This window comes from Desulfosediminicola ganghwensis (assembly GCF_005116675.2).
GTDB lineage: Bacteria > Desulfobacterota > Desulfobulbia > Desulfobulbales > Desulfocapsaceae > Desulfopila > Desulfopila ganghwensis.
In genome coordinates this window covers 473,269-488,681 of record NZ_CP050699.1, presented here as the reverse complement: position 1 = coordinate 488,681, position 15,413 = coordinate 473,269, and the positions used below count along the sequence as shown (strand labels likewise).

The window sequence follows — 15,413 nt, the reverse complement described above, 5'->3', positions numbered from 1 at the left end:
ACTTTATTGTTGCAAGATCAGAAATCCCGAGCAAACGCATAAGCTTTAAAGCAGGTATTCCTTCTTTGGATTGGCTTACAAAATAGATGGCTAGAAACCACGTTGTTAATGGCAGTTTTGATGAAGCGAAAATAGTCCCACTCAGTAGAGAGGTTTGATGCCGACAAGCAGCACACTGAAAAAGAGCTCTTGTTTCGATATAATAACTCTTTTCGTTGGTGCAGCGTGGGCACTTGTATCCAGTAGGCCACTTGGAGCGAAAAACCTGTTCACGGCATTGGGCCTCTGTTCCAAACTGCTTGAGAAATCGTTGAACGCTCACGCCAGGCTGAAATTGGACCTTATTTCTTTTACCCATGCCATATACCCCCTTTGTGTTTTTAGAGAATTATGACATGGATGGGTGGTCATATAGTGATACCCCTGTGTAGTTTTTTGAGCTTGGCTGAACTTTAGTGGTAATCAGATACATGTTTAGATAGTGCTATGGCATAGGGCCGATTCAGGTGACAATTCAACTTTCATCCTCTGACTGATTGCTTCAGAAGACCAGCCAAGCGCTACAGATTCGGAAATAATACGATCACTTTCAGGAGAGCGTTTGTTATGTTTATGGCTTTCTGGGCGTCTTTTATCGGTTGATAATTGCGCAGCATCAGCGTCATAACCATCAGTGGTAGAGTTCCTCCTAAGTTCCCTGCTTACAGTGCTGTAACTGACTCAAGCCCATCAGTTATGGATCTGCTACTCATCCCTGCTTTACGAAGTCCTGAGGTCTGGTATCTTTGTTCATGAGTGAGTTGTCGGTAGTGTTGGTGTTGTTTCATGCAATCCAGACCTTGGTTAAGTGTAGGAGCTGAAACCATTGAAAACTCACTCACTTTTCCACTTTCAGTCTGTTGCACTTATTGTACTAATCCAGCAATCCACTTGATACGTTGGGGAACCATTTTTTTTAGTAAATTTCTTATATTGTAAGAAGATTTTCTGTTCTCTAATTGATTGTAATTGTGTGATAGTTGGTGTGGCGCAGCTGGTGAAAAACAAATAGAGTATATTGCTTATTACGTGAATTAAGCACGCGCAAATTAAGTAAATTCTTTTGGTTCTTCGACGTTTCATATGGATTTCAATATTGAACCAGCAGGACTCGCGATCATGTAAATCATGGCAATGAACGTTTCATTGTTCCGGTAACCTCGTGCACGATTCCTTGCTGCTTGGAAGAGGCTATTGAGTCCCTCAAGTCGAGCATTAGTATAAGTTGAAGCCCATCTTTGAATCACTTGGTTTGCATGCTTTTTCAGTGTAGCAAGAGCATCTAGAACGCTTGCAGTGTATTTGTTCCCTTTAACAAGGAGTGTCGCTTTCTCTATGAAAACATTGATTCGCTCTTCAGCTTGCTCGATACTTTCTGCGTTTCTAATCCAGGCCAAAGACTCCTTGATTTGCCATGCTGTGGCTGTTTCGCATTTGGTTTCCAGCAAAGTACTCAATGCGGTAACCTGCTTTGAGGTCAGACGTTTGTTTTTCCCTTTGAGAACTGCATATCTTGAACCTGGAGGAAGATTGATAAAACGATGCTCAAGTTTACGTGTATCATCGACAGATTTGACAAATTTCTGAACGATATGAAACCAGTCGATAGTAACATTGCTTTTAGGAAGATGTTCTTTTACAGCACTTAAAAAGGCAGGTGACATGTCACACACAACCTCTGCTATGTTGTCAACTTTGCCACCTTTGGCTTCAAGGAATGTTGTGAACTCTTGAACAGTTTTCTTCCCTTTTCCTGAGGTTACAAAAAGAACGGGCTCAGAAGACTTCTCCATATCAATAAAGGTAGTTACATAATTGTGGCCACGCTTACTTGCCGTTTCGTCGAGTCCAATAGAGCGGACTTCAGAGAAATCGAATTGAGACAATGCTTTGTTAACATAATGAAAAACAATGCGCCAAAGCCTTTTGTCAGTAATGCCAATGATCCTTGCTGCAGCATTTACTGGCATTTCTCTAACCAGGGTAAGTGCTGCTTGTTCAAACAACAGGGTGAAACCGCTACCTTCTCGTGCCCACGGCACCTTCACGAGCCGAACACCATGCTCTGGGCATATCACTCTAGGCACGCGTGCAGTTATGTAACAATGATGTTGGAAAAAATTGAGATGTCGCCATTTTTTCTCTGTGAAATCATGAGCCGAACACATTTTTTGACATTGCGGACAAGGGTATTGGCTTCCACGATCAGCAGCAATCTCAAGTTGCAATTCGTGAGGCTTCTTTTCAAGGTCTAGATGCTGATCAACTAGTCGCCATGGGGCTTGCAGGCCAAGTCCCAAAACCATGATGTCATTTGTGTTCATACCGTCTCAATATAAGGATTTTTGAAAACGGCGATTATAAACAATTCCACTCATTTCGTCGAAGAGCCATTCTTTTTGGGTGTACATTGTGTAGGTACTATTGTAATTTGTTTCGGTGGTTGAACTCTTGTGTCAAGAGAGAACTTGATATTGAAATCTAATTAACTTAAGCCGTCATGTAATGGAGGGATTGAACCGTTATGATTGTGAGAAATAGTAATTTTTTGTCAGATTTAGAAAACGGGAAACTATTGAAGATAGATCTTGGATGTGGGAGTAATCCCAAAAAAGGTTGCTATTCTCTTGACCAAGTAGATCTTGATGGTGTTGATGTGATATGTGACTTGAATAAGCCATTATCTGGGATTCCCGATCATAGTGTTGAATATATTTATAGCAGGCATGCTTTTGAGCATGTAGATAATTTAATACAATTAATGGAAGAGTTGCATAGGATAGTAATTCCTGGTGGGGAAATTGAAATTATTGTCCCACATTTTTCAAATGTATTGGCATTTTCTGATCCAACCCATATTCGTTTTTTTGGCATTCTTACAATGTTTTACTTTGTGAATAAGTCTAAGCAACCGTTCGAAAGGAAGGTCCCAGACTATTATAGTAATGCGAAATTTGTTGTGAAGGGATTGAAAGTAGATTTCTATAGAATGGGTATTGTAGACAAAATATTTGCGTCTACAATAGAAAAGTTGGTCAATTTGAATTTGTTTACTCAGTTGTTGTTCGAAAGAAGATTTTGCAAGATATTTCATGCATCACAAATAAGATTTTTACTAGCCCCTGACGTTAAGTGTGATCATTGATGAAGCGGTTAGTAATATTTGCAGGTTATAGCGAAAAACAAATCTTGCATTCATATGTAATTCATTACCTAAATAAACTTAACGAGATTTCGGATGTCATTGTCGTCTTTGATAATTATTTCAATAATGACACTATTGATGAGATTAATAAATATGCAGTAAAATCCATCTCGAAGCATCATGGAGAATATGATTTCGGGTCATATAAACGCGGTTTCGTATGGGCTCTTGAAAATGATATTCTGAAAAAATACGATAGTTTGACGTTTTGTAACGATTCTGTTTTTGGCCCTCTGTATAACATAGAGAAAATATATAATAATTTTGATGCTCATCATTCGTGCGATTTTTGGGGAATGTTCAAAATTGTTAAAAAAGATATAGAGCATATTCAGTCTTTTTACACAGTGTTTAAAAAGAATGTTTTTGAGTCAGATTGTTTCAGGGATTTTGTGTTAAATATAACCAAACTTGATACTCGTGATGAAATTGTGACAAAGTATGAGTATGGTTTGTCGAAAGTTTTACACAATCAAGGGTATTGTTCAAAGGGGTTATTTTATGGGGAAAAGTATAGTGCAAGAAATTTTAACGCATTAGATTTGATAGTTGATGGCTTTCCGTTTATGAAAAAAGCGATTTTTAAGCAGAATGAAAGAACGGTTTTGGATTGCAATGAGTTGTCTCAATGGATGACTGTGGTTAATAGGAACTGTTTTGAATATAATTCAGAATATGTTCTAGAATATCTGAAGAATGAAGGCTTATTGAGTGAATATGAAAAAATGATTTCTGTTTCTTTATTTAGACAATTTATAAATAAGAGGAACTGCAAAAAGGAATATGCCTGTGACAGTGAATATCGTCGAACGTAATGTGAACAAAAATATGATCGATAGATGTTGACGGTTTTTGTGGAATAGGGAAATTTTCTTGGGCCAAACTGGATGTGCGTTTAAATAAGGAATTTATTGATTTTAACTTTAAAAAAGATTTGAATATGAATGTTGACTACCCTGTTTGTATATCATTTGATGAGAACTATTTATTTCCCGCTTGTGTGACAATTTGTTCTTTGTTGGAAAACGCTTTTCCTCAAACGTTCTACAAGTTGTATATTATAACTGATGGCCCTTGTGCAGAGTATTCATTGCCCTATATTGAGAAAATATTCGAAAAATATCCGAGGCATTCTTACGAATTTTTACGACCGTTACCCGTGATGGAAGGCGCTGTAGAAAAAAAGCATCTGACAATATCAAATTATAATAGATTTGCGATACCAACGTTATTGTCGACCTTAGATAAAGTTTTATGGATTGATGTAGATGTAGTAGTAAATCGAGACATTTCGGATTTGTTTAAGCTAGATTTGGGTGAGAATATAGTTGCTGCTGCTCGCATGAATCCGCCTATGAAACAAGATTTTGTGTCCGTGAACGAGTATTATAATGCAGGAGTCTTGTTGTTTAATATTAACAAATGGGATGAAGTGTCTGCCCAAAGAGAATTGATTGATTTAATAGGAAATAATGAATTTGAAAGGCCTACTCAGGATCCATTGAATATTTTAACTAATGGGCGAACCGAATATGTAGATTTTAAATATAATATTTTGCTACAAAGTAATCACCCCGTCAGGTATTTGGAGAGATGTTTTGGTGCTAGAATTGAAGAAGTGTTGAAAGACGCGTATATTTATCATTTTGTCGATAGATACAAGCCGTGGAATTACAAGAACCACTTCTTCTTTCAGGAGTGGTATAAATATTATAAAATGCTTCCTTTTGAAAATGTGGATTGGGAATTTAATAATTATAAACAGGTTGATTATTTTAAAATCGCCAAGTTAAAACTTCGAAAATATAAGCTCTTAAAGATGGTTACTTTGGGGGTAGTAAAAAAAATAACAGATAAAAAAAAGTATTATCAGCGAATTGTTGAAAGTTGTTTATGATTTTGACGATACAATGAACTTATCAAGTTTTTTTAAATTGATGATTATCCCTAAAGCCCAGCACGGGAAAAATCTTTGAAGGTGATCACTATATGATACCAATGGCATGTCATAATCACCTAGATAATATTCGTAGGAAGAAATGACAGGCCAAAGAATACAGTTCAATTTCAAAAAGATTTCAGTTTGAATCACTGCTGTCTCACAAATAATAACGTGATTACGGATAAATAAAGGCTCGGAGAGCTTCTTGTGTTATAGTGAATTTGCGAAAAACAATATAATAACAAGGAGATCCGAGCCATGGCTCATTCTAGCACAATCCTAAATCAGATTGCTTCATTTTTCCCAAGACATGATTTTGAGAAACTGGCAAGAAAGCATCATCATGGACAAAAGTTTCGCTCCTTCAACAGATGGAGCCAGTTTCTCGCCATGACTATAGCCCAACTCACTTCCAGAAAGAGCCTTCGTGACTTAGTCAGCAACCTGGCCGTTCAAAAGTCTCGTTTGTATCATTTGGGTATGAGGCCAACTAGTCGGGCCACCTTGGCTCGTGTCAATGAGCAACAGCCTTATGAGACTTTCAAAGCCATGTTCTTTCAGCTTTTGCATAAGTGCCAGGCGAATGCTCCGAAGCATAGGTTCAAGTTCAAGGGTAAAATTTATTTACTCGATGCAACGATGGTCAATCTCTGTCTCTCAGTGTTTCCGTGGGCTAACTACCGCAAAACCAAGGGTGCCATGAAATTGCATTTTGGCCTTGATGCAAGTGGCTATCTTCCAGTCTTCATGGATATGACGGAGGGCAAAAAACATGAAATCGAATGGGCACGATCTCTTAACCTGCCTGCCGGTTCTTGTGTAGTTTTTGACCGAGGGTTCACCGATTACACTTGGTACGAGACCCTCGACAAACGCAAAATAACGTTCGTAACACGGCTTAAAAGTAATGCAAAAGTCTATCGCTACGGCAACCGACGTAAACCCGATTCTCCTGATGTTCTTGAAGACCAAAAGATAAAAATTCCAGGATATCAGTTCACTTTTCGACGGATTATCTATGTTGATCCAGAAACGGGCATTGAGTATCAGTTTGTGACAAATTCGAGGAAACTCAAAGCATCAGAGGTTGCTGCAATTTATAAAGAACGCTGGCAAATCGAACTGTTCTTTAAGTGGATCAAGCAACAACTAAAAGTGAAGACGTTTCTTGGAACATCTGAAAACGCAGTACTTACACAGCTATGGATTGCCCTCTGTGTCTATCTAATGCTGTCGTATTTTAAATTCATGGCCAAATTCAAAGGATCGCTCACGCAACTGCTCAGGCTATTGCAATTGAACATTTTTGAAAGAAGACCGTTGGCTGACTTGTTAAAGCCGCCTGACAAACCAGGAAAAACACAATTTTCGCCACAACTTGCATTGTGGAATTAACTATGAGACAGCAGTGAGTTTGAATAGATTTATCAATATATCAAGCGCTGTAGAGCAGTGGCGAGAAAGCATTTTCAATGCTCGTTGGCCTTCTGGATATAAATTTCAGAGATGCGGATATACCAGGTACTGCATGGTATAAAACCCGAAATTTATATCAATGCCGTTACCAGTGTTCACTACAAACGACACAATATTTGCCATATCAAAGCTGCCTCTTGCTACTTGGTTCCTCAGATTTTTTCTTTATTGCCCAATCTAAAGATGGTCTGTCAGCGCTTAATCTGCGACGATTGCATGATATTTCAATCAATGTTGCTAAGAAAATGAAGAACAAGCTCCAGCAGGTTATGAAAGTCGCCGATGACAGTCTTTGCCCTCAATGGCCTAGTTGAACTTGATGACGCATATTGGTGCGTTAAAAGAACCGGTGGTAAGCATGGTCGTGGAACCAAGCCGAAATCCCACTTTTCGCTGCCATACTCCGTAACGAAAAAGGCCATTCGATTTATATGAAAATGAGCAAGTTGAACTCCTTTTCTTCCCTGGGAGTTCGCAAGTAGTCGTTGAAACATTCTTGCCACGAAAGTGTCGTTGCTTCATATGAATATGGCCCGTCGCGAGGGGTTACTGATAGCGTTGCTTGCCGCGGCCCTGTCCAATACAAGTGAGATTTATCGCAACCCCGACAACACGATTTTCCATTGGTTCAACACGATGATCGGCAATGTCAAACGGGCCATACAATGCGCACATCATGCTATGAGTTTCAAGCATTTGCTGAGGTGTCAGGCTGAATTCTGTTTTCGTTTCAACAACCGTTTATATATGGGAACCATGGTTAGCTCACTTACTTGATACTGCGCGGTTGCTAAGCCAATGCAGGTTCTTGAATAGAAGTTACAAGCTAACAAATATTTTTCAGATCACATATGAAACCCAGCCAAATTTTCGACCACAGAAAAAGCTGCCTCACCACATCTGTGGTATCTGTGACTTAACGCTACACACTCATCATTCCAATAAAGATGGTTCCAATGATGAAATCTCTCTTAACCCATACTGAAAAACACCCAATAGTTAAATACCTGAAAGAGTTCTTGAATTGATTGTACTAAAACCAAATCATAAACATGGCCGAAATTTACACGCAATCAGAATTATTTATGTTTAAATGTTACTTTTTCTTTCGTTCTTCCCTGTCAATTTATCTGTTCTTGATTTATAAAATAATCATATATTGTTTTATCTTCTTTTAAGATTCCTTTTTTTATAAACTCAACATGATATTTTCGTCCTATCATTCTTTCATATTCTTCATACAATTTTCCTGCTTTATAACATTCGTAAAAATAACGCCAATGACTACCTGTTTCTTGTTTCGAGATGGCATTACGGCTTAACGCCTCTCCACCTGTAATCACTTTCCGCTTGAATTGTTCATAATTTTGAGTGGAATAATGATATATTGATACATCATTGCTTTTCTGATTAATTTTATTGTCAATTTCAACATTATGATTCCCTGCAGCTATTTTTATATAGCCCCTCGTTCTATGTATCACCTTGTGGTATTTAAAATCATATATGTTCCACTTTGACAAGTCGTATTCACCTGTTTCCTTTAAAATCTTTTTAACTACATATCGATTTTTCCAGAATGTTTGTTCTTCTGTAACTGGAACCATATTTTTCCAGTAACACTTTATGACATTTGCTTTTGTTTTAGTTAATGCTTTTTTTAAATCATGCGATTTAGAATGCCAAAACTCATCAGCATCCGAATTAATTACCCAATCTGCTAAATAGACTCTTGTTGCAACATTGATCATTCTGTCAACCCATTCAGACTGCCTATAATCCTGAGACGGTTCGTCGATAATCTCATAAATCCAACCTTTATTTACGTATTTTTCTAAGATTTGTCGAGTCCCATCTGTTGATTTATTATCGGTAACAATAAAGCCATCAACACCCATTTGTTTGTGGAATATTAGATTATTCTCGATTAAATGCGATTCATTCTTAACGAGTAAAGTCATCACTAACTTTAACTTACTTTTCTTAGGGAAATGTCTTTTTATAAAGTTTAACATCCTTACTTCCCCTCTGCCTCTATTAAGTTAGAGATATAAAGCAGTCTTGTTGAATATCAATTAAGTTGTAAAACTTTCGTGACAAATTATGGCACCTTAACAGGTGCTCTAAATTTTTGACTCTCTCGACACCCATGTAATGAAAATATCTTATTGTAGGGTAATCAACCTGCGGTTAAATTCTACATTCACTGGTCCAGGCAGTCGTTTGCCGAGTGAATCATAACAAACCTGATCAGGTAGTTACTACGAACGATTAAAGATCATGTGAAATATATTGTGTCGCAATATTAGAGTTTTAATGTATAGTTTAAATAGATGGGATGGTCTGATACTATAAGTTTCGAAAATATGTTTCTTGAAGTCTGAGATTTCTATATTTTTTTTATTAGCTATTTTTAGAAATTTAAAAGCAAGCAATTTGTGTTCAAGCTCCAATATGTAGTTGTTATGAGCAACATTCCATGTTGAATCCATTATCTTAATGAAATTAGACTGATGGTTTCTAGGATAATTTGAGGAGTTCGTGGTTGACCCATTACGCTGCCGGTAATTATAAAAATACTCGTCGTGTGCGTAGATATTTATTTCTTTTGAGAATATCTTCCAGAAAATTTCTTCGTCCTCATAGAGTAAACCTGGCGAAAACTTTATGTGCTCAAATATATCTTTTTTATATAGCTTGTTGCACAACGCAGTTTCAACCTTGAAGAGATTTCCTGCCCTTTGTTTTATAAAGCCGGTTTGTCTTCTAGTATTTACATATCGAAATGTGTTGTTTGATTCAAAACAATGTATAATACCGCATGTAATTACATCGTAATTATGTTCAACTGCAGACTGTACCATTGCTCTTATTGTGTTTTCAGCTATCCAGTCATCAGAGTCTAAAAAGAATATATACTCTCCATTAGCTAATGTTAATCCTTTGTTTCTAGCGGCTGATTGCCCATTGTTCCGTTGGAGAAAATAAAAAACATTATTATGTTTTTTTTGGTAGTTGAGTATTATTTCCTCGGAATTGTCTGTTGAGCCGTCATTAATAATGATCAATTCTATTTTATTGTAGGTTTGCCGTAAGGCGGAGACTATGCAGTGTCTTATATATTTTTCAGTGTTGTATACAGGTATTATTATTGATACTAATGGTGATTTGAGGGGCATGGTTATAGGGCAAAGCTATAAAGAAAAAGATGATAGTTATAGACGGATTTTCTGGAAAACACTTGAAAGGTAGTTTAGTAGCCTTAGTTTAGGTTCTTGGTCACGGAACAGAACGTTTAGTACTGATTTTGGATTCAAAGATTTACCCAGCCGGCAATAATGAAAATTTTGATTAGAATTCTTAATTTTGTCAATTAAAGTAAAGTTGCCATTGGGTTGTTTCTTTCTAGTGAAAATTGTAACTTTAGCTGGTATTTTTTTACAGAAAATTAGACTGTGAAAAGCAGACCCTTCGATTCCTGCTATGTGTTTTGCATTATAAAATAGTGAAACTTGTTTCTTGATGGATAAATCCAAAGGATTTACAACCACCCAGCCACGCATAGTGAGAAGCGCTTCAATTTCTTCTTCATTGTTAAACGTTTTGGGATGAAAATTTGTTCTATTTGAATTGCGTGAAAGCCAAATTTTTCTATTCTCAAAAATGTTATCATTTTTGTCGATAACCGACATGAAGTTATTGTGCTGATCTGTGAATTTATCCCAGATCAAATATTGCGGTTCGGTCAATTTTATTTTTTCGAACAATGTAGGTTTGGTGATAAATATGTGTTTTCGCTTGTTTAAGTTCCAAAAAGATAGTATTTCCTTTTGCCAATTTTTAAATCCAGGTTCGTTGCAATGCCATACTAAAGGAGGGCTTCCATTGTAATTGCTTAACCTTGCGAGACTTTCTAGGATGAAATGGCCATAATGGTCGAATTTTGTACCAGCATAAAATACAGGTTCTTGTATGGTTTTAGTTGGTTGAGAATAAACATCTCTCAAGGGAAAATCGCTTTTTAAATTATCGACCTTCCCATTTCTAATTCTATACAGATGACAAATTGATTTATGCGTGATTGGATCAAGAAAGCCCGAGTTTTTAGTTAAAATTGCTTTTAAAAATTGCATTAATGAAATTCGATAATAAAAATTAGTTAAAACCCCATTTGTTGACGGGTATATTTGTGTTGGATTTTAGGAGGATCATATCCTCTCGAAGTTGTAAATATATAAAATCTTTTTCCGACTTAGTAAGACTACGCTTTTCTACAGGTGGAAACAAGCGTGAAGAAATTGAGTCCCGAACTTTTGAAACAATGTTACTTTTTTCATAATAACTTAATTGCGGGAAAAGTTTCCTTAGAGTGTTTTGGAAATGTGATCCATTTTTTGCAGCATTTTTAATCATATATCGCTTAGGATAATGATCTTTTGAGATCTCAAGGTGCTCATATACTTTAGTCATGACTAGTGCAGGTTTAAATTTTAGATCATCAAAGTCTACGAACAAAAAACTATCTTGATGAAAATAATCAAAGTAAGAATTGATCTGTGTCCAGTACATGCATGTATGGATAGGTTGTTGGTGTTCTTCTTGAAACATCAAGGAGGGGTCGGTTTTTATATGGTTGAAATGAGATAGAATTCTTTCAAATGGATCCCTAACAATGTAAATAAATTTGGGTCGAATACCATAATTGTACATACTTTCAGGAACATTTTTAACACTAGGGTATGCGGTATAGCAAGTAGATGCCTCTAATGCGTATTTGTGCCTTTTGCTATCAAATTTCCAAAGTTTATGATATTCCTTGATGTTAGATTTGGGAGCAAAATAATTAGGGAAATAAAAAGGTTCTTTGTTCATCGATGGGCATATCTCAGGGTGTTGCTCCAAGTAAGTGTATAGAGAAGTTGTCCCGCACTTCATTGCACCCAAAATAATTACATACTGATCAGGTTTAATGCAATTCGTCATCTATAGATAATTTGTTGAAATTATTATGCGCAAAGGAACTGTTAGATAGTGTGGTCCTTTATCTCGTTAACTGGGTAATCTTCTACAAAGTCCAAAAAATATCAAGTCCATTTATTGTGAATAGAAGATATAAGTCCTGCAATCCTTTTAAGTCCTCGATAGTGAGTACTAAAAGATGCTCTTTACAAAGAGTTTAGATAGTTGATAATCCTCGAGTGGGGCATGTGAGGGTTAGGTGTCTTCTAACTGTAAGACAAGGCACATGTAAATTGGGGAGGCATTGATGAATGCAATCTAATTATCCAAGTTGTTGGACGAAGCCGCTCCCGCGGCGGAGAACAACCAATACAGTGTATAACTCCTGTAAGCGTATAATTCCATACACTTACAATAAAACGAAGTATACCATGAACCCCAAAGAAGTAAAACGATTTGAATCCCTGTATCAGCGTCACCAGAACTTGCTCAAACTCCAGGGTAAAAGTAGTTCGACGATCGATGCTTATTCCCGTGCTGTCCGATGAGTGAGTGGTCATTTTGACTGTTGCCCTGATGTATTGACTCAGGAGGAATTGGAAAACTATTTTCTACAACTGGTGGAGAGCCATTCATGGAGTACCGTCAAGCTTGACAGGCTAGGCCTCCAGTTTTTCTGGAAGCATGTACTTGATACGGAATGGAAATGGCTGAACATTGTAAAACCACCTAAGATCAAATCCATCCCTGACATTCTTACCCATAAAGAAATTGAACGGATCCTCGGTGCTACCCAAAAACTGCCCTACCGCGTATTTTTTTTGACCACATATTCAATGGGACTGCGTCTCGAGGAAGCACTGTCTTTGCATGTTGGGGATATCGATGCCGAGCGAAAGCTGGTGCATATAAGACGAGGAAAAGGCCATAAGGATCGAATGGTTCCGTTGCCGGACTGAGCCCTTCAGGCCTTACGGCTCTACTGGTGCTGGCATCGGCATCCGTCACTTATCTTTCCGAACCGAAAATGCTCAGCTGAAACTATTCGAAATTCTACCACTCACATGGATAAAGGAGGGACACAAAATGCCCTGAAGATCGTTATGGCAGCATGCAACATTAAAAAAAAATATCTATCCACTCTCTACGACATAGCTTTTCAACCCACCTACTTGAACATGGTTTGAGCCTTCGTCACATCCAGGCCCTGCTTGGTCATGCCAGCCCTAATACAACCGCACGCTACACCCATCTCACCAACGTTACGGAAAAAGATAACTGGCAAGCTATCAACAGGTTAAACGACACTCTGCAGCTCAATATCGAGGGGGTGTGAAATGGAAATGGCGACAATCGTAGAAGAATATCTGGATGCATACCTTTCCAGCTACGGCTCCACCGCTCTTCCAGGGCACCTGAAAACCTTCACTGCCATTATCAGCTGCCGAACACCTGCTTCAGGTGAGTTGCATGTGCAATGCCCAGACTGCAACCACGCAGAATGGCGCCCCCTGTCTTGTGGGAACAGACATTGCCCCAAATGCCAGAATCACAACACAAGTCAGTGGCTTGACAGGCAACAACAAAAGCTCCTGCCTGTGCCATATTTCATGGCAACATTCACCTTGCCTAGAGAGCTAAGGCCTTTAGCCTGGTTTAATCAGAAAGCGGTTTACGATCTGATGTTCAAGGTTGTTTCCGTGACTTTGAAAGATTTTGGCTTGAATCCAAAAAACTTGGGCGCAGAGATCGGCATGACCATGGTGCTCCATACCAACAGTAGACCACTTGATTTCCATCCACACATTCATGCTGTTATCCCAGGAGGTGGTATAGACAGGCGGCGTAGGTATTGGAAAAAGACTCAACACAATTACCTGTTCAATGGAAACGCTTTGGCTAAAGTGTTTCGGGCTCGATTCCTGGATGCGTTAAAAGGAGCAGGGTTAAAAATACCGCAAAATCTTCCGAAAGAATGGGTGGTACACTGCGACTATGCGGGAAAAGGCATGGCAGCTCTTAAATATTTGTCACGGTATCTCTACCGTGGTGTGATAAGCGAAAAAAACATCATCGAAAATCGGGATGGTAAAGTCACATTCAAATATGTCGACAGCACAACCGGAGAAACAAAACAGCGGACTCTTCGAGGCGAGGCATTCTTAAACCTCGTAGTAACACACGTGCTACCGAAAGGCTTTAGGAGAGTAAGAGATTACGGCTTCCTACATAGCAATGCAAAAAAGCTACTCACTCTAGTGCAGATGATACTACACGTGATCACTGCGCTACTTTCCCCGCGGACTAGGCCAACCTTTAAGTGCCCTTGCTGTAAAAATTCAATGCTGGTTATCGGTTTCCGCAGGGACATCCGTAGGACGGGTTAACAGGTCATCCTGGCGAGGCGATACCACCAACTACTGCAGGGGGAACTTGTACTCTCTATGCAATAGAGTTTGTTTTTTGACACACCTGCAAAGGTGAAGGGATACGTGCGCCCTGAGAATTGCGGTATTTTTTCAATTGCACTTCTGGGAAGTTTCTCAAAAAATATAATTCCTTCTTATAGTTCGTGCTTGTCCAACCACGGATAAGATTGTGGTTCGCTTTGCTCACACAATCTATCCTTATTCGGTATGTAAGCGCTAATAATCCCCATCTTTTGAATCCAATAAATTCGTGTTCCAGTATAGTCTATCCTGTCCACGGAAGTGCGCATTGTGAACAGCAGCAATATCCGGAATACATGGGGCAGGTCGTGAATCTTGGTCCACTCTCTGCTTGCATATCCAATAATGACCAGACTACTCAGGCTACAATATTCAGGCGCGGTATATCATCTAACTTCAAGGGGGAACCGGCAGGAGAGTATCTACCGGGCGGATGTAGATCGTGTGACATTCCATGAAAACCTCGGCAACACGCTGAAGCTTTATAACTAGATCTGATATGCCGTAAGCGCCTAGTTAACCACATCTTTTCAAGCCAATAAAATCATGTTCCTGTATACCTCACCATAGCCAAGGAGGTATGCATCGTGAACATCAACATTCCGAAACATCAACAGAAACAGGACTACTAGCAAAACATATCAGAGCCTGGCAATCAAGTAGCCAAAGCCAGAAAGCTTCTTGTCAGTCAAACCGCATTGCTTTAGCAACATTTTGCTACTGGAAATGCAAACTGAGTGGCAGGAACCTAAAAGAGACTACGTTTTAGTCACTTACCGTGCCATCTCCAAATCCTGCCAAAATGTTATGACATCGCCTGCGAACCTTCCTCTGCATATTGATCGCTTCAAGCTTGAAATTCGCGGTGACATTTGTCCTGAGCAGTTGAAAAAAGTTGTGACAGCTCTGGAGCAGCTTAGATGATTCCGACTCCGGAAAATGTTCGAATCTACATCGCTCTTGGAGTTACAGATATGCCCAAGTCGATAAACGGCCTCTATCTTTTGGTGGAAGATTAGTTTGAGCGCGATCTTTTCTCAGCGAGTCTTTTCGATTTATGCGACCGTAGAATGGATATGGTCAAGATTCTTTACTGGTATCAAAACGGTTTATGCATCTGGCAGAAGCGGTTGGAGGCAGATATGTTTCGCTGGCTTGAATCCGAAGAAGAGGTGATCGAAATTCATGAGACGGCATTGCAGTGGCTCTTGGATGGCCGTGATTTGCAAAAACTACACAAGCAGCTTAGGTACAATTCAGTAGTTTAATATTTATAGAAATATTCCTTGAAATAGCTGTTGTCACAATTTTTGTGTGGTGTATTGCAGGGATGAGTTTAAAA

At 38.6% G+C, this 15,413-nt stretch carries 12 protein-coding genes and 3 pseudogenes; 9 read left to right on the top strand and 6 right to left on the bottom strand.

Features of this window, described 5'->3' with window-relative positions; genetic code table 11:
- Positions 1 to 7: 7 nt before the first annotated feature.
- A pseudogene (locus FCL45_RS02100) lies at positions 8 to 358 on the bottom strand (transposase); the annotation flags it as partial.
- 760 nt (positions 359 to 1,118) lie between these two features.
- Positions 1,119 to 2,363 carry an ISL3 family transposase gene (locus FCL45_RS02095; protein ID WP_136800050.1) on the bottom strand — a complete coding sequence of 415 codons (1,245 nt, stop codon included), beginning with the start codon at positions 2,361 to 2,363 and terminating at the stop codon, positions 1,119 to 1,121.
- 200 nt (positions 2,364 to 2,563) lie between these two features.
- Here FCL45_RS02095 and FCL45_RS02090 point away from each other — a divergent pair, with 200 nt between their 5' ends.
- The 5 genes from FCL45_RS02090 to FCL45_RS25190 all read left to right on the top strand — a co-directional run bounded on the left by FCL45_RS02090 (position 2,564) and on the right by FCL45_RS25190 (position 7,439).
- The gene (locus tag FCL45_RS02090) at positions 2,564 to 3,184 is read left to right on the top strand and encodes a class I SAM-dependent methyltransferase (RefSeq protein WP_136800024.1); all 621 of its coding nucleotides are present in this window, start codon (positions 2,564 to 2,566) and stop codon (positions 3,182 to 3,184) included.
- The gene (locus tag FCL45_RS02085; RefSeq protein WP_136800025.1) at positions 3,184 to 4,059 is read left to right on the top strand and encodes a rhamnan synthesis F family protein; all 876 of its coding nucleotides are present in this window, start codon (positions 3,184 to 3,186) and stop codon (positions 4,057 to 4,059) included. The genes FCL45_RS02090 and FCL45_RS02085 overlap by 1 nt, the downstream gene beginning before the upstream one ends.
- Before the next feature lie 74 nt (positions 4,060 to 4,133).
- Positions 4,134 to 5,141 (top strand): glycosyltransferase family 8 protein, encoded by a 1,008-nt coding sequence (locus FCL45_RS02080; protein ID WP_176359991.1) that lies wholly within the window; start codon positions 4,134 to 4,136, stop codon positions 5,139 to 5,141.
- A 303-nt stretch (positions 5,142 to 5,444) separates the two neighbouring features.
- The gene (locus tag FCL45_RS02075; RefSeq protein ID WP_176359988.1) at positions 5,445 to 6,581 is read left to right on the top strand and encodes an IS4 family transposase; all 1,137 of its coding nucleotides are present in this window, start codon (positions 5,445 to 5,447) and stop codon (positions 6,579 to 6,581) included.
- A 603-nt stretch (positions 6,582 to 7,184) separates the two neighbouring features.
- On the top strand, positions 7,185 to 7,439 hold the full coding sequence (locus tag FCL45_RS25190; RefSeq protein WP_420811225.1) for a transposase: 255 nt from the start codon (positions 7,185 to 7,187) through the stop codon (positions 7,437 to 7,439).
- Positions 7,440 to 7,783: 344 nt separating this feature from the next.
- On the opposite strand, the gene FCL45_RS02070 is transcribed toward FCL45_RS25190, so the two are convergent.
- From FCL45_RS02070 to FCL45_RS02055, 4 genes are all read right to left on the bottom strand, one after another.
- Positions 7,784 to 8,677, bottom strand: a complete 894-nt coding sequence (locus tag FCL45_RS02070; RefSeq protein ID WP_217907643.1) for a glycosyltransferase family 2 protein — start codon at positions 8,675 to 8,677, stop codon at positions 7,784 to 7,786.
- A gap of 246 nt (positions 8,678 to 8,923) precedes the next feature.
- Positions 8,924 to 9,841: a glycosyltransferase family 2 protein gene (locus tag FCL45_RS25185; protein ID WP_136799949.1), complete on the bottom strand. Its 918-nt coding sequence runs from the start codon at positions 9,839 to 9,841 to the stop codon at positions 8,924 to 8,926.
- Between the two features lie 36 nt (positions 9,842 to 9,877).
- Positions 9,878 to 10,795, bottom strand: coding sequence for a glycosyltransferase family 61 protein (locus FCL45_RS02060; RefSeq protein ID WP_136799948.1), 918 nt, complete (start codon positions 10,793 to 10,795; stop codon positions 9,878 to 9,880).
- Positions 10,796 to 10,817: 22 nt separating this feature from the next.
- The gene (locus FCL45_RS02055) at positions 10,818 to 11,645 is read right to left on the bottom strand and encodes a sulfotransferase family protein (protein WP_136799947.1); all 828 of its coding nucleotides are present in this window, start codon (positions 11,643 to 11,645) and stop codon (positions 10,818 to 10,820) included.
- 407 nt (positions 11,646 to 12,052) lie between these two features.
- Here FCL45_RS02055 and FCL45_RS25180 point away from each other — a divergent pair.
- The 4 genes and pseudogenes from FCL45_RS25180 to tnpB form a co-directional block, all read left to right on the top strand.
- Positions 12,053 to 12,957, top strand: a pseudogene (locus tag FCL45_RS25180) (tyrosine-type recombinase/integrase).
- A gap of 1 nt (position 12,958) precedes the next feature.
- A complete protein-coding gene (locus FCL45_RS02045) occupies positions 12,959 to 14,008 on the top strand; it encodes an IS91 family transposase (RefSeq protein ID WP_136799946.1) in 1,050 nt (349 codons plus the stop codon).
- A 643-nt stretch (positions 14,009 to 14,651) separates the two neighbouring features.
- Positions 14,652 to 14,840, top strand: coding sequence for an IS66 family insertion sequence element accessory protein TnpA (gene tnpA / locus FCL45_RS25175; protein ID WP_420811221.1), 189 nt, complete (start codon positions 14,652 to 14,654; stop codon positions 14,838 to 14,840).
- Positions 14,841 to 15,105: 265 nt separating this feature from the next.
- Positions 15,106 to 15,339: pseudogene (gene tnpB / locus FCL45_RS02040) on the top strand (IS66 family insertion sequence element accessory protein TnpB); the annotation flags it as partial.
- Between the last annotated feature and the right edge of the window lie 74 nt (positions 15,340 to 15,413).